This window comes from Chryseobacterium soli (assembly GCF_000737705.1).
In the GTDB taxonomy this organism is placed as follows: Bacteria; Bacteroidota; Bacteroidia; order Flavobacteriales; family Weeksellaceae; genus Chryseobacterium; species Chryseobacterium soli.
Genome location: NZ_JPRH01000009.1, coordinates 81,130 through 104,681, shown reverse-complemented (window position 1 = coordinate 104,681; position 23,552 = coordinate 81,130). Strand labels below are relative to the sequence as shown.

The following is a 23,552-nucleotide window of genomic DNA, read 5'->3' as shown; positions in this document are numbered from 1 at the left end:
GAAAAAAAATTAAAGAATTTCATCAAGCCCATGCTCGCAAAACTTTCTGAAAAAGCATTTGATGATGAAGACTGGATTTTTGAAATAAAATGGGATGGTTACAGAGCAGTCGCCGATCTCAGCCACAAAGTTCCGCTCTTCTATTCCCGAAACGGAATTTCCTTTCTGTCAAAATTTGAAAAAGTTACTAAGGATTTCAGCTCACAGAAACACAAAATGATCCTGGATGGCGAAATAGTTGCCTACGATGAAAACGGAAAACCGAATTTCCAGCTGTTGCAGCAAATTGGAGACAATCCTAATTTAGCCTTGTTATACCAGGTTTTTGATCTGCTTTGGCTGAATGGACATTCCACAGAGGAAATCCCACTTTTACAACGAAAAGAACTGTTAAAAGAAGCACTAGTAGAAACAGATTCTATTAAATACTGCGACCATATCCCGGAAAAAGGCATCGATTTTTTTAATCAAATGAAAAAAATGGAGCTGGAAGGAATGATTGCTAAAAAAGCAGATAGTCTCTATCTGGAAAATCACAGAAGCACTGACTGGCTTAAAATAAAATTTACGAATACAGAAGAAGCCATTATTTGTGGTTTTACAGAACCAAGAGGTTCAAGAGAAAGTTTTGGAGCGTTGATCTTAGGAAAGTATATTGACGGAAAATTAATTTATGCCGGACATACGGGAACAGGATTTAACAAAGAATCACTGAATTTACTTCATGAAAGACTAAAAAAAATAGTGGCAAAAAATGCTCCGTTTGAAACGATTCCTAAAACCAATATGCCCGTAACCTGGGTACAACCGGATCTGGTATGTGAGATTAAATATTCTGAGATTACGAAAGACGGTATTTTCCGACATCCTGTTTTTGTCGCGATCCGTGAAGATAAAAACCCTGAAGATAGTAATGAAAAACCTAAAGAAATGAAAGCTAAAACAACAACAAAAAACGCTGAAAAAGAAAAGGAAGTTACATTGAATAAACACACAGTAAAACTAACGCATCAGGATAAAATTTATTTTCCTAAAGATGGAATCACGAAAGGAGATGTTGTAGAATATTATCAGTCTGTAGCAGAATACATTCTTCCTTATCTTAAAAACAGGCCATTATCTTTAAACCGATTTCCCAATGGTATTGAAGAATCCGGTTTTTATCAGAAAGATGCGGGTGAAAATATACCTGACTGGATAAAAACCACAAAAGTATTTTCTGAATCTACTGACAAATACATAGACTATATTCTTTGTAATGATAAGGCAACATTGGCTTACCTCAACAATCTGGGGTGTATTGATCTGAATCCGTGGAACAGTTCGCTGCCGGATCTGGAACATCCGGATTATCTAGTACTGGACCTCGATCCATCCAAAAAAAATACGTTTGATGAGGTGATAGAAACAGCGCTGAAGGTGAATGAAGTCCTACAGTCTGTTAAAGTAAAAGGTTACTGCAAAACTTCCGGAAGTACAGGAATCCATATTTATATTCCGATGGGTGGAACATACGATTTTGACCAGGTGAAAGATTTCGCTCATATTCTGATGAAACAGGTGAATGAAAAACTACCCAAAACTACTACCCTTGAACGAAGCCTGCAGAAAAGAGACGACAAGAAAATCTATCTTGATTATCTTCAAAACCGATCTGGACAAACGTTAGCAAGTGTATACAGTATAAGACCTAAAGAAGGTGCTTCTGTGTCTATGCCTCTGGAATGGGAGGAGCTAAAACCAGGTTTGCTGCCAATAAATTTTACGATTCATAATGCACTTGAAAGAATTAAAGAAAAAGGAGATTTGTTTAAACCTGTTCTGGGTAAGGGAATTGATATGATAAAAGCGTTGGAGTTATTGCAGAATCTGAAGTAATTTATATATTTTTGTCAGCAATTATTAATAACAAGTGAGCCAAAATATTATTATAGAATTTGCCTTTAATGAAAAGAGAGAAAGAGAGAATCAAAAATTCTATTTTAATTATGTTTGGGGTAAAATTTTAAAAAACTGGATAAAGATTACGGCATGTTCTGCTGTATTTTTATTCCTTGGATTTTATCCAATAGAAAATTTTGACACTAGCTTTTTCTATTACTTCTTTAAATATGGCGGTATTTGTCTCACAGGATATTCTCTTGTTATGATTAATCAATATTTTGCATCCAAAAAGCATTTCAAAAAAGAAATTGATATATTGATTGAAAAATTCAGGATTAAAAATGAACCCCATTTTATTATTTTGAATGATCAAAGTATTGAATTTAAAAATCCTTTTACCACGATCAATACAGTTTGGGAAAATACTTCATATGTAATATCAGGGGACTATATTTTGATTATTCCTATAAACAGTTTAAACTACATCATCCATAAATCGGAAGTGAGTGTATTTGAATTTGAAACTATAATAGAATATCTTCACAAACATTCTAAACACCGGAAATAATTAAGGCAATTTCGCCACTAAACTCTCCGGCAATATTTTCAGAATGGTATAAATAATCTTCCATTTAAAATTCGGAACAATAGTGAAAGAATTTTCGGCATTGACGATATGTTTTGCTACATAATCCGGCTCCATGATCAAAGATTCATTCAACTCTAAACCTTTATTAATTTTGGTTCGGATATAGCCGATTACCAAAGCATTGACGGTGATATTTCTTGAAGCTAATTCCTGTCTCAGCCCTGCCAAATATTGGGTAAATGCTGCTTTGGTACTTCCATACACAAAATTACTTTTTCTTCCTCTCACTCCGGAAAGGGAAGACAGCCCGATAATTCTTTCCAGGTTGGTATTGCTCTCATCCATTGCGATAATATTCAGGATAGAAACAGCTCCCATATAATTGACCTGCATCATCTGCTGCGTACCTTTAAAGTCTCTTAACGCCTTTTCATTATCCACAAGAAAGCCAGCCGCATATACTGCAATATGAGGTTGTACAGGAAGTTCATCATAAAATTTCTGATGGGAATCAAAATCCACAGCATCAAAATACCGAATGTTAATTTTTGAAGCATCCAATGCATGATCTGTCACCAATTTTTCAAGTGAAGTCGTATCCCGTGAAGCTGCGATCACAGAAAAACCTTTTGCCAGATATTGAATGATGCATTGTTTGGCCACATCCGAATTGGCTCCTAGAATGAGAACGGTTTTGTTTGTGTTTTGATTCATAGCGCAAAGATATTTTATTTTGAGAAGAGTATGAAAAATGAATTTTAAGAGTTGGATTTTTTTTAAATTCGAATGTTATGAGATTGAGTTTATCCCTAAAAAGAATCGGCGCGGTGAACTTTGTTCACCGCGCCGATTTAAATATTTTCAAACTAAAAATTATTTCTTTTCAGTTTCGATTTCTTTTTTGTCTGCAGTTTTTTCAGCTGCTTTAGCTGCTTTTTCTCCAAAACGGGCATCAGTAAATTCTCTTGAAACCGCAGCTTTTTCGAATTTTAGCTTTCCGGATAATGTTTCAATTACGAAACCGTCATCCTGAATTTGAGCAATTCTTCCGTGAAGACCAGAAGTAAGCACTACTCTGCTTCCTACTTTCAGGGTTTCCTGAAAAGTTTTCTCCTGCTTCTGCTTTTTCATCTGTGGTCTTATCATTAGGAAATAAAACCCCACAAACATCACACCCATCATGATAAGCATCATTGGAGAGGATGATCCTCCTGGCGCTGCCTGTAAAAATATTGTTAACATATTGGTTGGATTAAGGTTGGATGTTCGCTGAGAACGTTAATTTGATCGGAGACTTGTCAACATTTGCAAATACATCTGCATATTTCTGAACGTTTCCGTCAAAGTTTGAAGAATCAAAATGAAGGGTAATTTTTCCTTTTTTACCTGGTAAGATAGGTTCTTTTGTAAAATCAGGAACGGTACATCCACATCCTGGCTTCACTTCAGAAATCACCAAAGGATTAGTTCCTGTATTGGTAATTTCATATATGTGTTGTACTTTATCTCCTTTTTTTACTTTTCCAAAATCGAAGTTGCTTTCTGATAAAGCAATCGATGTAGAAGGTTGGTCAGACTTCACCGGAGCAGCAACAGCAGTGGTTCCCGGAACAGCTGTAGAATCAGTGGTTGCAGGCATTGCAGCTGCAGCAGTAGAATCTGTAGGTACAGCATCAGCACCCTGAACTTCTTTATTTTCTTTTTTGCAAGAAACTAAACCAAAGCCTATAATAGACAAAGCGATAATTGATAACGTCTTTTTCATGTTAAATTCTATTTTGATCTTTACAATATTTATCTAAAATTCCATTGATAAAAATATTTGAACGGTCTGTGGCAAATACTTTAGCAATTTCTATATATTCATTAATAATTACTCTTGAAGGAGTCAAAGCAAAATGATCAAGTTCCGTAATGGCAGTGGTTAAAATCACCTTATCCATTAAAGCAACTCTTTCCAAGTCCCAGTTTTCCAATCTTTCAGATAATTTCTTTTCATTGCTTTCCCAGTTATTTAAGGTAGTCCTTAAAAGCTTTCCGGCAAAGTCATTATCATCTTCATCTTTAATCATCTTGATCAGAGTTCTGCTTTCCTCATCTTCTCTCAGGAAGCCTATTGTTTTCTGAACCATTGAATTTGAAATGTGAATATCATCATACCAGGTAAGCTCTTTATCTCCCAGATAATCATGAAAATCCTCATTTTCAGCAATGTATCTTAAAAACAACTTTCCAATGAATTTCTGGTCTTCTTCAAAAGAATACCCATCTTCTTTCATAAAGTCCTGATAACGTTTTCCTGCAGTGATTCTTTGGAATGTTTTTACCAATAAATCATCATGAAGATCCCATTTCAACTGTTTGTGCTGACCTGTAAAATACAATCTCTCAGGATTTTCTTCTATCTTGATCAGTACCTGATTGTTGATGAACTTTTGATTAGGATTTACATTCGCATCAGTTTTGATGTATTTGTTTTTACCAATTTCGATCTGATGTTCTGCAAGATCTTTAAGAGCAACCAAAAAGTTGAGCTGATAGATATACAGATAATAGATTTTTTCTATTCCAGAGAACATATTTTTCTCTAAAACATCAAACTTTATAGGATTTTGGTAGTATGAATACACGCTTTCTACCACTTTTTCACGGATTTGTCTTCTTCCTAACATTCAAAGAGCTTTTTTATGCGGGCAAAGATACGAAATTTAAAATTTATGAAATTCGTAGTCTGCTTCTATTTTTGTAATTTTGCAAAACTTTATGAAAGCGCTAAAAACTCTAAACCCCTATTTCTGGAAACATAAACTATTATTGTTTTGGGGATTGTTATTTATTATTGCCAGTAATTTCTTCAATATATATAAAGTTCAGTTTGTAGGAAAGTCCGTAGATGAGCTTACTAAAAGCGGGAATTTGGGCTTCAACAAGCAGGTATTAATTTATGTTGCTATTATTGTAGGGTGTTCGCTTTTAACCGGATTTTTTACGTTCATGATGAGACAGACCATTATTGTTGCCTCACGAAGAATTGAATATGAACTGAAAAATAAAATCTACAGACATTATCAGGATTTATCTCTTACCGATTATAAGCAAACGACTATTGGAGACTTAATGAACAGGTTAAGTGAAGATGTGGTGGCGGTAAGAATGTATTTAGGGCCCGGCGTTATGTATGTGGTCAACCTGGTGATATTATTAGTCATTACCAGTATCTATATGGTGAAGACGGATGCCTCCATGACGCTATGGACGTTGCTTCCCCTGCCTATTTTATCCTATATTATCTTTAAAGTAAGTTCGATCATCAACAAAAAGTCTAAGATCATGCAGAAAAGCCAGTCTGCTATTTCGACTTTCGTTCAGGATAGTTTTTCGGGAATCCGGGTGGTGAAATTTTTTGCCAAAGAAAAATATATTCAAAAAAATTACGGGATAAAAGTTACTGATTATCAAAACAAAGCGTTGGATCTGGCTAAAACCGAAGCGTATTTCTTTACCATTATTTTATTCGTCATCGGATTATTAAATGTTGCCGTTATTTTAATTGGCGGACAAAAATATATCGCCGGACAGTTAAGCGTAGGTAAAATTGCTGATTTCTTCATGTACATCAACATCCTGATCTGGCCATTTTCTATGGTAGGCTGGGTAACTTCGGTGAACCAGAGAGCAGAAGCTTCGATGCAGAGGATCAATGAATTTATGGATAAAAAGTCTGCCATCATCAATACAAGTTCAGACCATTCCCCTATCAAAGGGAGCATTGAGTTTAGAAATGTTTCCTATACGTATCCTAATACAGGAATCAAAGCACTGGAAAATCTGAGCTTTAAGATCGATGCAGGACAGTCTCTTGCGATTATGGGTAAAACAGGAAGTGGAAAATCAACCATCGCCTTGTTACTCTGCCGTCTTATTGATCCTACAGAAGGTGAAATTTTAATCGACGGTAAAAACCTCAAGGATCATAATCTAAATAATTACAGAAACTTTATCGGTTATATTCCCCAGGAAAGTTATCTGTTTTCTGATTCTATTGAAAACAATATTGGTTTCGCGATCGATCACCCTTCTCATGAAAAAGTGGTAGAATATTCTAAGATCGCAGACGTTCATAAAAACATTATAGAATTTAAAGACGAGTATAAAACACTGGTCGGTGAACGTGGCGTTATGCTTTCCGGTGGACAGAAACAAAGAATATGTATTGCAAGAGCTTTAATTAAAGACCCCAATATTATCATTTTTGATGATTCCCTTTCGGCATTAGACACTGAAACGGAACAGAATATCCTGGAAAATATCGCTGCAAAAATCCATAACGCAACATCCATAATCATCACACACAGAGAGTCTAGCGCTCAAAAAGCGGATAAAATCATTAACCTTACTGAAATTGCCAATTCTGTAACCGCTTAGCCGTTTCATTCTGAATTGTTAAATAAATCATAAAAAAAATTTTGTGATTAAAAGAAAACTTTTATATTTGTTCTTAACAAGATTAAAAAATATCTAACAATGAGTGAATACAAGGAACGCCATGAAAATGAAATTTTCACGAAGGTGTTAAAAGCAGGAAGAAGAACTTATTTCTTTGATGTGCGTGAGACGAAAGCAGGAGATTATTATCTTACGATTACCGAAAGCAAAAAGAATTTCGGAGATAATGGAGAAGCTACATTCGAGAAACATAAAATTTACCTTTATAAGGAAGATTTTAAAAGTTTTCAGGAGATGTTTAATGAATCCACAGATTTCATCATTAACGAAAAGGGTGAGGATGTTATATCAGAGAAACATGATAAAGACTTCAAAAGCAAATCTTACACTATAGATTCTGACGACGAAGTTTAATAAAAATGAATATCTAAAAACACAAGCATCTGAAAAAGGATGCTTTTTTAATGCTTATTTTTATACAATATACATGGTAAAATGTATAAATAAAAAGTATGATCATTTGTGGCCTTATACTTCTTTCAATAGATATAAAAAAAGAGTACACTCCTAAAAGTATACTCTCTCTATATGATACATTATTCTATTTTACACATACTCCCTTTTGATCTGTGAAAGAATGGTTGGATCCTGTATTTCATCGTCTTTGGCCAATAACAGAACTTTAGACATCACTTCAGCAGACTTCGGATCGTCATCTGCAAAGGGTAAAAACAGTCTGCCTCTATGCTGAGACTGAACAGCCAGTATCGACAGATATTTACCCGGAACCTGATGAACAACAGCACTTCCCAGGTGTACGCTGTATTCTGCCATTTTACCTTTTACCAACACATGCGTACCTTCAATACTTACATTATCCAATTTGAACAATCTGGCGGTTTCTTTCATCAATACAGCTCTCATTTCAATAGAAGAATGACTGGCTTCAGGGTCTACATCTCCTACGTGGGCTACTGATACCACCAGATCTATATCCCGCATCACTTCTGAAAACAGCCTTGGGTTAATATCTTCAAAAGGAATGTTCTTATGATCTTTCAATGAATGGAATTCTATGGTTTCCAACGTTGGACTTTCTACCTCTGCCGGTGAAAACCAGTTAGCCGCAGCATACAGCTTTACCTGGAAGCCTTCTTTATGATATACTTTTTGCAGCCCTTCTTCATAATCTACTTTCCACCCTCTTGTTTTCAGCAATGCGAGTGCCTGTTTCGGCTGAATCTGATGTCCTGCATATCGTCGCGATATTGATTTTTCCTGCAATTCATCAGGAGTTGGTACATATAACTCCCTAAATACCTGTTTGAACGGCTGTATCAGTTTTTCTGTAAAACAAAAATGCTGATATTCACTCCAGACCGCATGCTCGTGTAAATCTACACAATGGGCGATACGTAAGGTCGTATCCTCTCCTAGCTGCTGAATTTCACCCTGAGCTGTTACCAGATTTCCATCTTTAAAGAATCCTATTTTGTGATCACTGGAAATAAATATCAGTTTTTCCAAATGTCTTACGATGACAGGATGCTCAAATAAATTTTTGATCTCTGCAAGAAGAAATTCATCACCTCTGATCATCGCTTCTTCCAGTCCTTTTCGGGAACGGGTCCACTGTTCACGCATAATCTTCCGGTTATTTCCTAATTCTACCACCGACTTGTCTTTTTTAATCTTTGGCGGTATGGATTTCAATTGCTTATCATCCCTAAATACAACAATTTCGGCTTTCCCATCGGCTTCTATGACTAAACCTACCGTAACACCGTCAATCGTTACCTGTGTATCTTTTGATAAAAATCCCTGAATTTGGCGGGTTTCCATAGCCCAGGTCAATCGGATCGGATCCGGATATCCTGCATTTCTTGCTAAGTTTTCTAAAGCCACCCGGATCGCCAGCGCTTCACTCGACTGCTTCATGGAACCGAACTCCCGGCTTTCTTTTTTAAACTGCTGGATGTATTCATAGCGGCTCAATACATCTTTCTGAGGATTGGTTTTACTGAGCGGAACGAGTCCATATACCCGCAGATAATCCTGATCACGCTTGTCTTTTACTTTCGCGGTAACTTCTTTAATTTTTAAATCGCCTGTAAGCGTATCGGAATAGAGTCTTGCTCTTCTGTGTCCGTTTCCGTCGGAGATATATTTCGCAGATTCGTACAGCATTTCCCAGCGGGCTTTTCCTAATTCTTTATAAGCTTTTATGAACCATTCTTTATCTACTGCCCCATCCTGAAATTCCTGAACATCTACTGATGAATATTTTGCGACTTCACTTTCCAGTCCTGAATTCTGTGCCTGATAAGAAGTGGTTTTCGTATGTGCATGCATCCACCAGATTGCTGAGTCCAAGCCTTTCCAGCCTAAATAACTGCTGATCAGCTTTTGCCATTGCGGGGCATAGACAGCTGCCTGTATTAAACGTAGTTCTGCAATTTTCTCCTTTTTCATCATTTCATTGAATGATTCCTGTGTATCGCTTTCTAAAGGATGACAGTTGGATAAAAGATAGGAAAACAGCTTTTGTTTGGTCATACTTTCATTCCCATAGCTGTAGATATAATTGGCATATAATCCGGATTTGCCCAGCCCTTTCAGAAGCTGTACCAGACGATTCATTCCGTATATGGTTTGAAATTCCTGGACAAAATGGGAAACGGCAGTATTGGCATCCCCACGAATCAGCTCAATATCCAGGAAATTATTTTGTATTTCCTCAATCATCGGTTTTAGGAAAGGAAATATTTCCAGGTATTTTTCAAAATGATGGTATGATTCAACTCTTGTAAGATCGCGGATAGCAGATTCCGCCGTGAGAATTCCTTCATACAGCTCGCCTTTGGTAATGATGTTCAGTTCATAGGCCTTACAAAACAGATAGAAAGGAGGCACACTGATTTTGATGTTTTCCGGTAATCCATTATACTGCATCCATCGGTAAAAATTCCACTGTTTGATATGCTGTTCATCGGTAAGATTTTTTAAAGGAATCGCTCTCAAAAAGACATCGAAAAAGCCTAATTGCTGCCAGCCATTTCCTCTGTACGTATAATAATAGTCTTTATCATCTTTCCCTTTATAGTTGATAATATTCTCAGGAAGATGGGCAAACAGGGTGCTGCATGCATCAATTAAGAAGTCTGTTTTTTCTGCAAATACAAATTTATATTGTAGTGCTGTCAGAATTCTACTGATCGGATTATCCCAATAATAGTTTCCTTTCATTGGGTTAGGAATGATCTCCTTATGATAAAACACATAGCCATCCAGAAAATCTCTGAACACCTTTCTGTCGCAATTATCAATGAATGTCAATAAAAACAAATCCCGTGGCTGTAATCCTGAATCTTTATACCACTGTTCCCATACTTCATGCAACGGATAGTTTTCAGCCAATTGTTCAGGGGTAAAGCCTTCTGTTTTATTGACGATCTGGCGGAAGGAATTTCCCATCAGGACTTTTTCTTTAGCACCACTCCATTCCTCTGCTTCATATTCATGGTCTTTATGGCTCAGGAAAAGATCGTTCAACTTTTTTAATTCTGCTTTGATCTGATCCAGAGATTGCGTAAAACCATATTTATCTTTTTTGATAGCCTGCAGATATACTGAATCATTCTCTACTGCTGGCAGTTCAAACGTTGAAATTGCGGTAGGATCATAGAACCCGAATCCATTTTCTGCTGAAAGGAGTTTTTTATCTTCGGAAGGAGCAAGCTGATCGAGAAGGCTCTGTTCTCTTTCCGTTACCTTCGGTTTTTCAGCATACTGTTGCGTCCAGTTTCCAATTTGAGCGGATACTCTTTTATTTTTCTGAAGCTGAAGCATGATATCCAGCGAAGCCGTTCGTTGTTCAATGTCTCCCTGGGTCATTAGCTGATCAACCAATGGCGTAACTACTCCATCTTCCTGTTGCAATACAAGTTCAATCAGTTTCTTTCGAAGGGTTCCGCTTTTTCTTTTAAATAAATCAAAGAACCTCATTACCTCCTCTGTATGTAAAGGATTTTGCTGCAATACATTAATTCCCGAAGCTACCATAGATTCCCCGCGGTCTTTTATAATGGTAAAGGCAAATTCTTTCTGGAATGGAGTGACCGCTTTTTTCCTTTTTTCAAAATTATAGGAATAAGAATAGCAGTAAAAATCTTCTAAAATATTCCGTGTCAACAGTTCCCGCAGGGAAAGTTCAAACTGATCGAAATAGGAAAGTACGGTATCCAGTTTATTGCGGTCTTCTCCTACCAGATAGAACATGGAAGCATATAAACTGCTTTTATTGAAAGTGGCATTCAGCCATGAGAATATCTTTCCTTCAAATTTCTTTTCCTTTATTTCAATCTTTTGAGTCAGGGCATGCAGCTTCTCAAAGAAATCCGGATAATCTGCATGATTGATGAAAAATTTTGATTTTACATTGACACTTAATAATTCTGATAAAGGTTCTCCCGCAAATGCCAGCACCTGCACATCACCTTCCAGTATGGCCTTATAATACAATGGCATCTGAATGTAAGGATCCTGAGTTTCTGCTGCGAACTTTATGGCCAGACATTTCTTTTCTATACTTCCGGTATCAAACAGCTGGTGCAGATATGGAATAGTTTTTTCCACATCCCATACGGCCTGTACCCAGAGTGCCATATAAACTTCATTATTATTTTTACTTTTTACAGCATTCGGAATCTGTTCCGGATTATTGAAATAGGTATGAGCCAATGACACAATATTTTTCACCACGGATTCTTTCTCCGTATCCCAGCCTAAACCGGTCCAGCTATCTATGGAACGGACAACGGATGAGAAGCGTGTAAGTTTATGTTCTATGATTACATTGGTTATGTATTCCAAAGCGCCTATACTGGTTTCATCCAAGGCTTCCAATACTGTTTGCCTCAGTCCTTCCTGCCGCTGTGCCGCAAGCAGAAGCTTTTCTACCAATTCCCAGCATCGCTGCTGTTCGCTGTTAAGTAATGCTTTAATGATGTTCCGGGATACTTTTCCCTCGGGATGTTTATTGAAAATAATATCTTCAATTAATTGATAAATGGCTGTATTTCCTGTATCTATTGCGGTGGACCAAAGATAAAACTGATGCGAATTATTGGATAATGCAGTATCATAAATGATTTGCTCTTCCAAGGTAAGGTTATAATGCTGTTCCCCATTATCATAAGAATAGACGCTTGGAAGCTGCAACAGATTTCCCACTAAATTTAACTGGTTAAGCAGTGTAAATCTACTATTATTGGGCGCACGAAATGAACGGCGGTAGTATCCCGTCTGGTACATTTTATAAGGCATTTTATTCCAGGCATGCTTCACCAGCTCTGCATGATCTCCAAAAAAATAAACCAATAGTTTATAATATTCTTCGTCTTCCCAAATATCAGAGTGTGTAAGTTTTTTAATTTTTTCAGCCTGCTCGCTGCCCAAGGTTAAATCCTGGTAATAGTTGGTCTTTCCAACGATCAACAATCCTAATTCTGCAACTTCTTTTTTAAGTTTGAGCTGTGAATTTTGTAATCCCGGATCGGCTTCTATTTGGTCTTTGAGTTCTTTCCGTAAATTCCTGTAATGATTGACCGCTTTTTTCGGTTCTAATTTTTCTGTGATTTCCATGTATTTTGAGATTCAGTGTCTTTAATTTACCAATAACTTCCTGCCAGAAATGTAAGCCTGATGAAAACGAATGTATGCTGCAAGCTTAGGTCTATGATTTGTGTTAAACTTTCGAGTTGCTCGTCATTGTAAAATACAGCAAACATGCCATCTTCAAAAGCTTGTACAGCATTTTCTTGCGCCTTTTGAAGATCAGCTTTCTTTTGATTATAAATGCTTCCAAAACCTACCTTTCCGGTATCGGTAAGGATATTCAGATAGTTTTCCATAGGAATTTTGGCATAATCCTGTTCTTCCAGCTCAAATGATTTTACATTAAATGTTTCTACCTGCTGCTGAACAATTAATTGCAGCAGTTTTTCTACTGAGATATCGGTGTCCTGATATTCAATGTCAATTTTTTGTTCTGAGAGGATGGGATGCTTCTTTCCGAGCTGCTTTACGGTAACTTTTATTTCCATAGCTGAAGTTAATCACCATAAATGTAGTAATTTTTTTTTCTGTGGTACATGACGTTTGGCAGGGATTAAGGATAATAACCTGAGCTTGGAATAAGATATTTTGTTTTTTTTGATAATGTCAGGAAGTCTGGAGCCGGAAGAGGGAAGTTAATAAATGAGACTACCCTAGCCCCGATTGTAGCGGAAATCCTTTTTTGAAAAAAAAGATTGCAGTGGAAAGCGGGAAATAGCTTCGAAAGAAACAAGGTAAATCATTCAATCGCTTTAAAAGGAGTATAAAAAATAACTGAATTGTATCTCGTGAGCCCCCAACTTTGTCATCTGAAATGAAATTCTGCACTGTAATTTTAACATTCTCATCTCTATATTCCTGAAAAATATAGTTTTAGAATGGAGGTAAAATAAAAAAGTACACTTATAAAAAGTGTACTTTTTTTGGGTGAATGAGGGGTCTCGAACCCCCGACCTTCGGAACCACAATCCGACGCTCTAACCAACTGAGCTACAATCACCGTTTTGTGGTTGCAAATATAGGGAAGATTTTTTAATTACCAAACAATTCCTTCAAAATTTTTCATCGCAATGAGCTTCTCTGACGTAAATCCCTCAGCATAAGCCACTCCCGATAAACGTCCAAGATCTTGTGCACGGTAGGTTAAGCTTTCATAGAAGTCTTTCGTTGCAATTGGAGTAACCGGTTCCTTAGAAGTCGGATCATAAAACTGTGTTTTGAAAGCCATACATGCTTCGATCTTCTTATCAAGATGCTCTGAAATGTCAATCACGAATTCAGGTTTGATATCTTTCCACTGGATATAGTGAAAAATATGCTTGGGTCTCCATACCTCCTGATTTTCTCCTTCGTGTACGGTTTCAATTTTTCTCAGGCCGGCTAAAAAGCACGCATCCGATACTAATTTCGCTGCTTTTGCATGATCCGGATGTCTATCATCAATCGCATTGGCTAAGACGATTTCCGGGCGGTATCTGCGAATCATTTTTACGATCTCCATCTGGTATTCTTCAGAATTCACCAGAAAGCCATCTTTCATTCCAAGATTTACTCTTGCAGCTACTCCTAGAATTTTGGCAGCGTCTAAAGCTTCCACTCTTCTGGTCTCATCTGTACCTCTGGTTCCGAGTTCTCCTTTGGTGAGGTCAACAATAACACATGTTTTTCCTTCTGAAATCAATTTAGCAACAGTGCCTCCACATCCTAATTCTACATCGTCGGGATGGGCACCAAAGGCAAGTATATCTGTTTTCATCTATTCTTTTTATTTTTAATTTGTCAGATGGAAGCCCAATAATTTTCTAATTTTCAACTCCGGGCGTTTCCTATTTTCAAAGATAAGATTTAAAGTAAAAACTTCCCAAACATTACGAATGGGAAGTTATACTATCTATAATTTAAAATTTAAATTATTTGTTGAGTTCTGCATTTAATTTTACAGCATCCTGGTAAGTAGGATCTAACTGAAGAGATTTTGCAACATAATCTTTAGCTTTAGCCACATCAGAAGTTTTGCTGATATAAGCCACAGCGAAATAGGCATATGATAAAATCTGCTTGTTCGCTTCCTGATCAGCAGGTTTTACTGTAGCAATGAATTTTTCATAGGCTAATTTAGCTGCTTCATTGTTTCCTGCTTGCTGATAAGAATATCCCTGGCTGTAATAAGCCGGTGCCCAATCTGGAAGAAGTACAATTACTTTCTGCCATGTAAGGATTGCTCCATTCCAGTTTTTTGCATCCTGGTAAGCAGTTGCCAGTTTGTATAAAACATCTGTATTCTTAGGATCTGCAGCAGCCTGCTTTTTCAATGCATCGATAGTAGCATTGGTAGGTCCTGAATCTGCATCAGCCTGAGAAGCTCCTCCTCCGGAGATCTTAGCCAGCTCCATATCCCATTTCATTGTCTCATCTTTTGCTGCTTTTGCAATTGCTATTTTTTGCTGTGCTTCAGCATTTAATGCAGATTTTTTAGCTGCATCTGTTTCTGTTTTTGCTAATCCTGCAGCAATAAGTCCTTGTAATCCCTGGTCAGAAGGCTGTACTCTTGACTGCTCTGCCTGAGAAACGAAAGTATCCATATTTTGCTTAGCATCGGCATATTTTCCGTCTGCATACAATTGGTATGCTCTTAATTTGAATTTAATAGGATCATTGATCTTATCAAAAATTTTATCTAATACAGCCTTAGAATTCGTATAATCTTCATTGGTGAAATACAATTTTGAGATTTCCAATAAAGTATACGGATCTTCATCGGCATATTTTGTATAGTTGATCAAATCCTGAGTTGCTTTTGCATTCTCCTGGTATCTGATGTCATATGAAGCTAATGCTTTATAAGCAGGCGCATACGTAGGATCTACCGCAATGGCTTTATCTATGCTTTCTTTTGCTTTTTGCCATAATTGAGCAGCCATCCAAAGCGTACCCATTCTTGTGTATACAGATGCTTTGTTTTTAGCAAGTGGTAATGCTTTGTCATAAGCAGACATTGCATCTCCCGGATTTTTCTTTAATCTGTATGCGTCCCCTAGTGTATAGTAATAATTAGCCGGAACTTCTTTTTTCTGAGCTCTTTCAATTGCTTTATTCAGGAATTGAATAGCAAGGTCAGGAGAGTTGTTCTTTTCAAATAAAGTCAAAGCTTCTGCAGCTCTGAACAATACTTCAGCATCCTTCTCTTTAGAGTCAGTTACAACTTTTTGAATTTCAGCGATAGCACTTTTGTCTCCTTTTCCTAATTTGACTGTTGCCAGACCAATTTTGTTAAGGTAGCTTTTACTGTCTGCAGCAAGTCCTTTATTAAAACTTTCTGTTGCTTTAGCGTAATCCGGATCACCTTGTCTTAGGAAAGTATTTCCTAAATAAAAATAATTTTCTGCAGTAGGTGCTTTCGCAATCATGTCAGTAAAATTAGTTTTAGCTTGTGCATACTTATCACTATCCACACTGTTTATACCATCCTGCAACGTCTGTGCACTGGCAAAGTTGGCAAAAAATACCACAGCTGCTCCAAAAGCAATCTTCTTTACATTCATATTCATTATATCTTTCATTTTATATTTTTCTAAATTGAGTTATATTCTACACAATTTTTAGACCAAAATAGTGTAATTATATGGGGTATAATGTTAATTTATATTTCTTTAACGCATTTGCACCTCTCTTTTGTACAAATTATAGGGCTGCAGTCCTTCTTTTTCGACGATCATCTGGCCTAACTGTGTACATGAGTATCTGATAAAGCCATTGGCTATGTTAAATCCACCTTCGTTGGTTAAGAAATAAAGTACTCTCGTAAAAGGATATTTCATTCCACGTAATTGGGTAACATCAGCGGTATAGAGTTTTCCATTTTTTTCAATAGGAAGGATTTTAACCATCTCTCTTAATTTCTCTGCTGTTTTATCGTAAGGACGGCTGAAAGTATTCAATCCTACTACTCCAATTTTATTTGGATACTTATTTAATTGCTCTATAATATTTTGATTTCCTGAAATAATTGAGAATTTTAAATCTTTAGGCAGCTTTCCTATCTTCTGGGCTACAAAATTTAAATTACTGGAATTGGTTCCGTCAAAAATAAAGTCTTTAGCATCCGACTGAAGTCCATTGGTAATTTCATCCATTGAAATACTTGTTTTAGATGATTCTTTAGGAACCACAAAAACTACAGCATCTGCTGCAAACCTCGCTGGGATGAATTTCAGATCTACTTTATCTTCGTATGCTTTAGTCTCTTTTGCAGAAAGATCTCTGGACAGCACTATTATTTTAGCTTTACCATCAACCAGGTCTACAAAACCCAGGTCTTCTTTCTTGGTCGTAACTTTAATGTGTGTTTCAGGATAACTGGCCATATAACCATCTGCAAGTGCTTCTGTGACGCTTTTAAACGATTCATCAGTAAAGATGGTAAGATCACCTTTATTATAAGATATGGAATCATCTACTTTTTTACAGCTTAGAGAAATAATACTGAAGACAGAAACTAGTACATATTTAATACTATTCTTCATCATTGGAATTTTTAATTTTTAAAATCGCTCTGTATATTCTGAATAAACCATAAAGAATAATAAGCGCACCTAAAGGATAGGCAACGGCAGGCTCCACGATTGTAAAGAAGAATTTATAGACAATAACTACAATTCCCAATACAATATAAAAAAATCCGGTAACTAAGGATAACCATTTGAACATCATAAAACAAAAATACCAAAAAAAATAAAAAGAGAAGCATATGCCTCTCTTTTTATTTAATATGTTTGAATATTAATTTTATTCAAAGTTCATTGTAAACGGAACGCTATAGTAAGATCTAACGCTCTCCCCGTTTCTTTTCGCAGGAGTCCATTTTTTCAATTTCTTAACTACACGTATTGCTTCGTTATTGAAGTCTGCATTTGGAGATTTCTCTTCAATCACAACTCCGGAAACACTTCCGTCTCTTTCTACAACGAATTTCAGTTTCGCTCTAAGCTGCCCTTCTCCCCCTTCCATTAAAGAAGTATCAAAGTTCTCCCCTAGGAATTTTCTCAATGCTGCCATACCTCCAGGATAATCTGCAGACTGGTCTACATCTTTGTAGATTTCATTCGGGTTGTTGCTTGGCTTCACTTCTGCTGCCGTAGATTTAGTTCCTGTTGAAGGCGGCGGTGGCGGCGGTGCATATGCAGGAGCTTTCACCCCTTCTTGATTCTGCAAACCAGTCGTAGTTTCTAACTGCTTAGAAATTGGCGGTGGTGGAGTTTCAATTTTTGGAGCTTTTACCGGCTCCGGAACTACATTCTGAATAACCTCAACTTTCTCTTCCTCTTTTGGAGGTGGTGGTGGTGGTGGAGGTGGTTCGTCTTTTGGTTGCTCAATAATTTTATCTTCCTGAAGAACGTCTACCAAATCTGCTTTCACTTCCTTTGTAGGTGGAGCAGTAAGGTTCTTAATGGTAAGATAAATAAAAGGAGACAAAGCCAAAACTAAGAATATAGAAGTACCAATAATAAAAGACTTGGTTAAAATCTTAGAATACTGATGTCTGATATCATAGGCACCATATTCCTTATTTCTATTTTCAAATACAATCTCGTCTAAGGTAAGATTTTGATTGTATATATTTTCATCTGCCATTGATTTACAATTTTAGGGTTAAATTACTTTGTTGCAGGTGCAGCCGGAGTTCCGGATTTACCTACTTTCTTTTCATAAATAGCTTTTTCCCAAGGCTTCACATCGGTAACACCGTATTGTTCGCTCTTTGTAATTGCCATTTCGTCAATAATATCAACAAAGTTCTTATACACAGCATCATCAGTCGGTTTGATAATCACAGTAAATTTTGTTTTATCTGCCGCATTTGCTTTTGCCTGCTCAATTACCTTTCTGATTCCCTCTCTATCATATGATGTTTCATTAAGATTTTGGTCAGTCAGTGATGTATTATCCTGCTGATGCCAAAAAATCTTATTGTCTTTACCTAATAACAAAGAAATAGAGTTCGAAAGTTTAATTTCAGTTGGAGGTGGTTTCGGCGTATCTTTTTTAGGTTTTGCCGGTAGCCCCAAGTCCATCACATTTGGTTTACTAAACGTTGAAGTAAACATAAAGAACATCAATAATAAGAAATTCAAATCTACCATCGGAGTCATATCGACTCTGGGGTTATTTTTCTTGGAACGTACCTTACCGCCTTTGGCGCCTTTTTCCTGTACTTGTACTTCTGCCATTTCTTTTTATTAATTAGGTTTACCTTCTTGTGACGTAATCAACCAAAATTTAAGAAAATCGATATCTCTTAAACCCTCAAATAAACTTTTAATTTTAGGATACTGTGTTGTAACGTCTCCCTTGATTGCTAATTTGTAATCAGGATTAACACTTAAACTCTGTTGTACCCAGTCAATTAATTGCTGATTTGTACTATCCATAGGAATCCCTTTAGGACTCTTGAAATTCTTCTGCTCATCTTCCGGCATATCCAAATAGCTTTTCAACTGGCTCATAGGAACTCCAATTGACTGAACTTTTTGGAATGCAGCTTTTTCGTTGTTATCAAAAGTCATATTATACTTTTGACCCATTTTATTTAAAAGCTCTAATCTCTCTGATGCATTTTCTACCGGCTGAAAATAAAATTTTCCGTCAGGAGTAGCATTAATAGTCATTAAACTTGCATCAGGAAGTAATTTCTCTGAGATTGAAGATGGCGGTTTGATCTGCTCCACATCAGGTTTTTTAAACTGCGTGGTCATAATAAAGAACGTAAGTAATAGGAACGTAACGTCGCACATCGCCGTCATATCCGTTACTACTCCATGTCTTTTTGGTTTTATTCTCGCCATTATTATTTATATAATTATTAAAACTTCTTATTTAATTTGAATTGACCACAATCCTTTTGTAAAGAATTGAATTAGTGGAATTCAGCAAAAGACTGTTGGATGCTCATTGCGATCTCGTCGATCTTATAAGTTAATCCATCAATTTTAGATGTAAAGAAGTTATAAAGAATAATAGCTACAGCTGAAGTACCAATACCTAAAGCGGTGTTGATCAATGCTTCTGAAATACCGATAGAAAGGGCAGCAGCATCAGGAGTACCTCCACTAGCTCCTAAAGCGAAGAACGCTCTAATCATCCCAATTACCGTACCTAAAAGTGCTACTAACGTTGCAACAGTACCTAAAGTAGAAAGAATCATCATGTTTTTCTCTAACATTGGCATCTCAAGCGTTGTAGCTTCTTCGATAGCTTTGTTAAGAGCAACCATTTTTTGTTCTTTGTTTAATGTAGTATCATGAGCTAATGCTTTGTAAGTCGTAAGACCTTCTTTTACTACATTACCTACAGATCCTTGTTGTCTGTCACACTCTTCTAAAGCTTCATCAATTTTGTTTTGATTTAATAAGCTTCTGATTTTAACAACAAAGTTGTCTACATTTCCTGCACCTGATGCTTTGTTTAGTACAAAATATCTTTCGAATGAGAAAACGATTACCGTGATCATGAATGTAACAAGTAATGGTACGATGACACCTCCCATGTAAATCATCCCTAAGAATCCTTGAGGATGCATTTCTTTCCCTTCAACATCGGAGAAAGCTACTGATGCTCCAGATAATCTAGGATCAGCTTTAAAATTTCCCGGACTACCAAGTACAAATAACCAAATACAAATTCCTATAACCAATAGAATAGGAATAATAACAGCCGGGTTTAAACCTCCTGCCTTTCTAGCAACAACTTGCTCATCATTTTTTGAAACATTCATTTCCATATTTAACTAAATTATATTGTTTTAAAATTTTACAGGGTGTAAATTAAAGGCAAAATTAATTAAAATGCAAGAGTCTTAAATAAACATTTTGCTTTTTTTTGATAAAGAAAATTTAATACGATTTCGATATTATAATTATTTTCAAATATTTTATTTATTTTTCTCATTTTTAACATTTACGTTAAAATATTAAAAAAATAAGACCCTCATTTTTTTTAATTTCCCAATGTTAATTTTCTTTTAAATTACGATATTCACAATTCGGTGATGCACCACAATAATTTTTTTAGGGGTTTTTCCTTCCAAAATTTGTTGCATCTTTTCATCAGCAATCACAGAATCCTCCACTTCTTTGGCCGATAACTGTGCTGAAAGTGAAATTTTAAACTTCATTTTACCATTTACACTCACCGGGTATTCAATTTCGTCTTCTACCAGATAATCTTCATTCAACGCAGGGAATGCTTCAAACTCAATAGAAGTGGTATGTCCCAGCTGACTCCAAAGCTCTTCACAGATATGAGGCGCATACGGAGAGATGATAACGGCTAATGGTTCTAAAATATTGCGCTTGTTGCATCTTATTTTCTGAAGTTCATTCACAGCAATCATAAATGAAGATACAGAGGTGTTGAAAGAGAAATTCTCGATATCAAAAACCACCTTTTTTATTAAGGTATGCAATACTTTATATTCTGCTTTGGTAGGTTCTTTATCAGAAACCTCAAAAACATCACCATTGAAATATAAGTTCCAGAATTTTTTAAGGAAACCGTACACTCCGCTTAACCCCTGGGTATTCCAAGGCTTGGATTGTTCTAACGGACCTAAGAACATTTCATACAGTCTCAATCCGTCTGCTCCATATTCATTACAGATGTCATCAGGGTTGACTACATTATATTTTGACTTGGACATTTTTTCTACTTCACGGTCTGTGATGTATTTTCCATCTTCAAGGATAAATTCTGCTGCTGCATAATCCGGTCTCCAGGATTTGAAAGCTTCTGTGTCTAATTCATCTGAGGTTCCTTTTAATAAGGATACATCAACATGAATTTTCTGAGTTTGATATTCATGAGCAAGATTTTTGGAAACATAGGTATTGGTTCCATCGATTCTATACACAAAAGCACTCATCCCCAAAATCATCCCCTGGTTGATCAATTTTTGGAATGGCTCTTCCTGATTGATATAACCACGGTCTTTCATAAACATATTCCAGAAACGGGAATACAATAAATGTCCGGTAGCATGTTCGCTCCCGCCGATATAAAGATCTACCTGTCCCCAATAATCAACCAGTTCTTTTTTAGCAAAAACCTTATCGTTGTGAGGATTCATATATCGCAAGAAATACCATGAGCTTCCAGCCCAACCCGGCATGGTAGATAATTCTAACGGAAATATTGTTTTGTCATCAATTAAATCTGTTGCTACGACTTTTTGATTTTCTTCATCCCAGGCGAATGTTTTTGCATTTCCTAGTGGCGGATCTCCATCTTCTGTCGGCAAGTATTTTTCAACCTCAGGAAGTTCCAATGGTAAGGCAGCGTTTGGCAATGTATACGGCATCCCATCCTTATAATATATAGGAACCGGCTCCCCCCAATAACGCTGTCTTGAGAAAATCGCATCACGCTGTCTGTAATTGGTTGTTCCATGACCGATGGCCTTTTTTTCAACAGCATCTATAATTAATGTTTTTGCTTCTTCATAGCTTAAGCCATTTAAGAAATCAGAATTTACGCAGGTACTTGTTTTAGAATCAAAAGATTTTTCCTGAACATCTTCTTCCGTTTCAACAACTTTTTTAATTTCTAAATTAAATTTCTTTGCAAATCTGTGATCTCTCTCATCATGAGCAGGAACCGCCATTACTGCTCCCGTTCCATAACCCATCAGTACGTAATCTGAAATATAAATCGGCATTCTTTCATTGCTGAAAGGATTGATTGCATAAGTTCCGGTAAAAGCACCGCTTACGTTTTTCACGTCAGCCATTCGGTCTCTTTCTGTTTTCTTGGAAGTTTCTTCAATATAATGGTCCACTTCTGCTTTCTGAGCTTCAGTAGTTATGGTTTCTACTAATGGATTTTCCGGAGCCAATACCATAAAGGTTGCTCCAAAAATGGTATCAGGTCTTGTTGTGAAAACTTCGATATGACTTTCAGGAGCTGATTCTCCATTTTTGTCTTCAGGTTTCTGATATTCTATTTCAAATTTCACCTGAGCTCCCTGGGATTTCCCAATCCAGTATTCCTGAGCATCTTTCAACGGCTGTGGCCAATCCAATGTTTTCAGTCCCTGTAATAATCTTTCTGAGTATGCAGAAATTCTCATACTCCACTGCATCATTTTTTTCTGAAATACGGGATATCCTCCTCTCTCAGATTTTCCGTCTTTTACTTCGTCATTGGCCAATACGGTTCCTAAGGCAGGACACCAGTTGACCGTTGTTTCTGCTCTGTAAGACAATCGATAATTTAAAAGGATATCTTCTTTATCAATTTCAGAAGCATTATTCCATTCTTCAGCGGTGAAGTTTAATTCTTCGTTTTGATTGGCGTTTACTCCTTCCGATCCTTTTTCTGCAAAATGCTGAATCAGAGTTTCGATAGGTTCCGCCTTATCTGTATTTTTATTATACCATGAATGGAACAGCTGAATAAAGATCCACTGCGTCCATTTATAATAAGAAGCATCGGAAGTTCTCACCTCTCTGCTCCAATCGAATGAAAAGCCAATTTTTCTTAACTGCTCTTCGTATCTTGTAATATTTTGTTCCGTAGTAATAGCAGGATGCTGCCCCGTCTGAATTGCATACTGCTCAGCAGGAAGGCCAAAACTGTCATATCCAACCGGGTGAAGAACATTAAAACCCTGATGTCTTTTATATCTTGCATAAATATCCGAGGCAATATATCCCAGCGGGTGCCCCACATGAAGTCCCGCTCCGGATGGGTACGGAAACATATCGAGAACATAAAATTTAGGTTTATCTGTGTTATCGGAAGTTTTATAGGTCTGATTTTCTTCCCAGTATTTCTGCCACTTTTTTTCTATCTGCTGATGATCGTAAAACACTTTATATTAGATGTTAGATGTTAGACTTTGGATATTAAATTGTATTTCTATTAAATCCATTTTCACAAAAATAATGATTTTAAAAGAAATAGAACTTTAATTTTAAATTAATTATAAAGAGACGCTTCATAAAAAAAGTCCCATCCGAAGATG

Annotated in this window: 19 protein-coding genes and 1 tRNA gene; 4 read left to right on the top strand and 16 right to left on the bottom strand. The window is 36.5% G+C overall.

All coding sequences use genetic code 11. The features are described from left to right. Positions 1 to 30: 30 nt before the first annotated feature. On the top strand, positions 31 to 1,878 hold the full coding sequence (ligD, locus tag IW15_RS18230) for a DNA ligase D (protein WP_034714306.1): 1,848 nt from the start codon (positions 31 to 33) through the stop codon (positions 1,876 to 1,878). A gap of 34 nt (positions 1,879 to 1,912) precedes the next feature. After that, positions 1,913 to 2,452, top strand: coding sequence for a hypothetical protein (locus IW15_RS18225; RefSeq protein WP_034714303.1), 540 nt, complete (start codon positions 1,913 to 1,915; stop codon positions 2,450 to 2,452). On the opposite strand, the gene IW15_RS18220 is transcribed toward IW15_RS18225, so the two are convergent. The 4 genes from IW15_RS18220 to IW15_RS18205 all read right to left on the bottom strand — a co-directional run bounded on the left by IW15_RS18220 (position 2,453) and on the right by IW15_RS18205 (position 5,145). Continuing rightward, entirely contained in the window at positions 2,453 to 3,187 is a 735-nt protein-coding gene (locus tag IW15_RS18220) for an SDR family NAD(P)-dependent oxidoreductase (RefSeq protein ID WP_034714301.1), read from the bottom strand. Positions 3,188 to 3,346: 159 nt separating this feature from the next. Continuing rightward, positions 3,347 to 3,715 carry a preprotein translocase subunit YajC gene (gene yajC / locus IW15_RS18215; RefSeq protein ID WP_034714300.1) on the bottom strand — a complete coding sequence of 123 codons (369 nt, stop codon included), beginning with the start codon at positions 3,713 to 3,715 and terminating at the stop codon, positions 3,347 to 3,349. A gap of 10 nt (positions 3,716 to 3,725) precedes the next feature. Continuing rightward, positions 3,726 to 4,238 carry a DUF1573 domain-containing protein gene (locus tag IW15_RS18210; protein ID WP_034714299.1) on the bottom strand — a complete coding sequence of 171 codons (513 nt, stop codon included), beginning with the start codon at positions 4,236 to 4,238 and terminating at the stop codon, positions 3,726 to 3,728. 1 nt (position 4,239) lies between these two features. Continuing rightward, positions 4,240 to 5,145 carry a transcription antitermination protein NusB gene (locus tag IW15_RS18205; protein ID WP_034714297.1) on the bottom strand — a complete coding sequence of 302 codons (906 nt, stop codon included), beginning with the start codon at positions 5,143 to 5,145 and terminating at the stop codon, positions 4,240 to 4,242. A 91-nt stretch (positions 5,146 to 5,236) separates the two neighbouring features. On the opposite strand from IW15_RS18205, the gene IW15_RS18200 reads away from it, so the two are divergent. After that, positions 5,237 to 6,898 (top strand): ABC transporter ATP-binding protein, encoded by a 1,662-nt coding sequence (locus IW15_RS18200; protein ID WP_034714295.1) that lies wholly within the window; start codon positions 5,237 to 5,239, stop codon positions 6,896 to 6,898. A gap of 99 nt (positions 6,899 to 6,997) precedes the next feature. Then, complete coding sequence (locus tag IW15_RS18195) at positions 6,998 to 7,333, top strand: DUF3276 family protein (RefSeq protein ID WP_034714292.1); 336 nt, start codon at positions 6,998 to 7,000, stop codon at positions 7,331 to 7,333. Positions 7,334 to 7,525: 192 nt separating this feature from the next. Here IW15_RS18195 and IW15_RS22165 read toward each other — a convergent pair whose 3' ends face one another. From IW15_RS22165 to leuS, 12 genes are all read right to left on the bottom strand, one after another. Further along, complete coding sequence (locus tag IW15_RS22165) at positions 7,526 to 12,562, bottom strand: DUF4132 domain-containing protein (RefSeq protein WP_051882195.1); 5,037 nt, start codon at positions 12,560 to 12,562, stop codon at positions 7,526 to 7,528. A gap of 26 nt (positions 12,563 to 12,588) precedes the next feature. Continuing rightward, on the bottom strand, positions 12,589 to 13,023 hold the full coding sequence (locus tag IW15_RS22160; RefSeq protein ID WP_051882194.1) for a hypothetical protein: 435 nt from the start codon (positions 13,021 to 13,023) through the stop codon (positions 12,589 to 12,591). A 437-nt stretch (positions 13,024 to 13,460) separates the two neighbouring features. Beyond that, positions 13,461 to 13,536, bottom strand: a tRNA-His gene (locus IW15_RS18180). Positions 13,537 to 13,571: 35 nt separating this feature from the next. Further along, positions 13,572 to 14,291, bottom strand: coding sequence for a bacillithiol biosynthesis deacetylase BshB1 (gene bshB1 / locus IW15_RS18175; protein ID WP_034714290.1), 720 nt, complete (start codon positions 14,289 to 14,291; stop codon positions 13,572 to 13,574). A gap of 154 nt (positions 14,292 to 14,445) precedes the next feature. Further along, positions 14,446 to 16,095, bottom strand: coding sequence for a tetratricopeptide repeat protein (locus tag IW15_RS18170; protein ID WP_034714288.1), 1,650 nt, complete (start codon positions 16,093 to 16,095; stop codon positions 14,446 to 14,448). 90 nt (positions 16,096 to 16,185) lie between these two features. Beyond that, positions 16,186 to 17,058: a PstS family phosphate ABC transporter substrate-binding protein gene (locus tag IW15_RS18165; RefSeq protein WP_034714286.1), complete on the bottom strand. Its 873-nt coding sequence runs from the start codon at positions 17,056 to 17,058 to the stop codon at positions 16,186 to 16,188. Beyond that, a complete protein-coding gene (locus IW15_RS18160) occupies positions 17,048 to 17,245 on the bottom strand; it encodes a C4-dicarboxylate ABC transporter (RefSeq protein WP_228384396.1) in 198 nt (65 codons plus the stop codon). Before IW15_RS18160 ends, IW15_RS18165 begins: the two co-directional genes overlap by 11 nt. Positions 17,246 to 17,320: 75 nt before the next feature. Further along, a complete protein-coding gene (locus tag IW15_RS18155; RefSeq protein WP_034714281.1) occupies positions 17,321 to 18,166 on the bottom strand; it encodes an energy transducer TonB in 846 nt (281 codons plus the stop codon). 23 nt (positions 18,167 to 18,189) lie between these two features. Then, entirely contained in the window at positions 18,190 to 18,762 is a 573-nt protein-coding gene (locus IW15_RS18150; RefSeq protein WP_034714279.1) for an ExbD/TolR family protein, read from the bottom strand. Between the two features lie 9 nt (positions 18,763 to 18,771). Further along, positions 18,772 to 19,377: an ExbD/TolR family protein gene (locus tag IW15_RS18145; protein ID WP_034714277.1), complete on the bottom strand. Its 606-nt coding sequence runs from the start codon at positions 19,375 to 19,377 to the stop codon at positions 18,772 to 18,774. Positions 19,378 to 19,448: 71 nt separating this feature from the next. Continuing rightward, positions 19,449 to 20,312 (bottom strand): MotA/TolQ/ExbB proton channel family protein, encoded by an 864-nt coding sequence (locus tag IW15_RS18140; protein ID WP_034714275.1) that lies wholly within the window; start codon positions 20,310 to 20,312, stop codon positions 19,449 to 19,451. Positions 20,313 to 20,552: 240 nt separating this feature from the next. After that, a complete protein-coding gene (leuS, locus tag IW15_RS18135; RefSeq protein WP_034714273.1) occupies positions 20,553 to 23,399 on the bottom strand; it encodes a leucine--tRNA ligase in 2,847 nt (948 codons plus the stop codon). Positions 23,400 to 23,552: the final 153 nt, after the last annotated feature.

Coding starts and splice junctions, on each gene's coding strand:
- yajC (WP_034714300.1), bottom strand. CDS start 3,715: ATGTTAACAATATTTTTACAGGCAGCGCCAGGAGGATCATCCTCTCCA.
- bshB1 (WP_034714290.1), bottom strand. CDS start 14,291: ATGAAAACAGATATACTTGCCTTTGGTGCCCATCCCGACGATGTAGAA.
- IW15_RS18195 (WP_034714292.1), top strand. CDS start 6,998: ATGAGTGAATACAAGGAACGCCATGAAAATGAAATTTTCACGAAGGTG.
- IW15_RS18210 (WP_034714299.1), bottom strand. CDS start 4,238: ATGAAAAAGACGTTATCAATTATCGCTTTGTCTATTATAGGCTTTGGT.
- IW15_RS18165 (WP_034714286.1), bottom strand. CDS start 17,058: ATGAAGAATAGTATTAAATATGTACTAGTTTCTGTCTTCAGTATTATT.
- IW15_RS18160 (WP_228384396.1), bottom strand. CDS start 17,245: ATGATGTTCAAATGGTTATCCTTAGTTACCGGATTTTTTTATATTGTA.
- IW15_RS22165 (WP_051882195.1), bottom strand. CDS start 12,562: ATGGAAATCACAGAAAAATTAGAACCGAAAAAAGCGGTCAATCATTAC.
- ligD (WP_034714306.1), top strand. CDS start 31: ATGCTCGCAAAACTTTCTGAAAAAGCATTTGATGATGAAGACTGGATT.
- IW15_RS18140 (WP_034714275.1), bottom strand. CDS start 20,312: ATGGAAATGAATGTTTCAAAAAATGATGAGCAAGTTGTTGCTAGAAAG.
- IW15_RS18200 (WP_034714295.1), top strand. CDS start 5,237: ATGAAAGCGCTAAAAACTCTAAACCCCTATTTCTGGAAACATAAACTA.
- IW15_RS18205 (WP_034714297.1), bottom strand. CDS start 5,145: ATGTTAGGAAGAAGACAAATCCGTGAAAAAGTGGTAGAAAGCGTGTAT.
- IW15_RS18170 (WP_034714288.1), bottom strand. CDS start 16,095: ATGAAAGATATAATGAATATGAATGTAAAGAAGATTGCTTTTGGAGCA.
- IW15_RS18145 (WP_034714277.1), bottom strand. CDS start 19,377: ATGGCGAGAATAAAACCAAAAAGACATGGAGTAGTAACGGATATGACG.
- IW15_RS18220 (WP_034714301.1), bottom strand. CDS start 3,187: ATGAATCAAAACACAAACAAAACCGTTCTCATTCTAGGAGCCAATTCG.
- IW15_RS22160 (WP_051882194.1), bottom strand. CDS start 13,023: ATGGAAATAAAAGTTACCGTAAAGCAGCTCGGAAAGAAGCATCCCATC.
- IW15_RS18155 (WP_034714281.1), bottom strand. CDS start 18,166: ATGGCAGATGAAAATATATACAATCAAAATCTTACCTTAGACGAGATT.
- IW15_RS18150 (WP_034714279.1), bottom strand. CDS start 18,762: ATGGCAGAAGTACAAGTACAGGAAAAAGGCGCCAAAGGCGGTAAGGTA.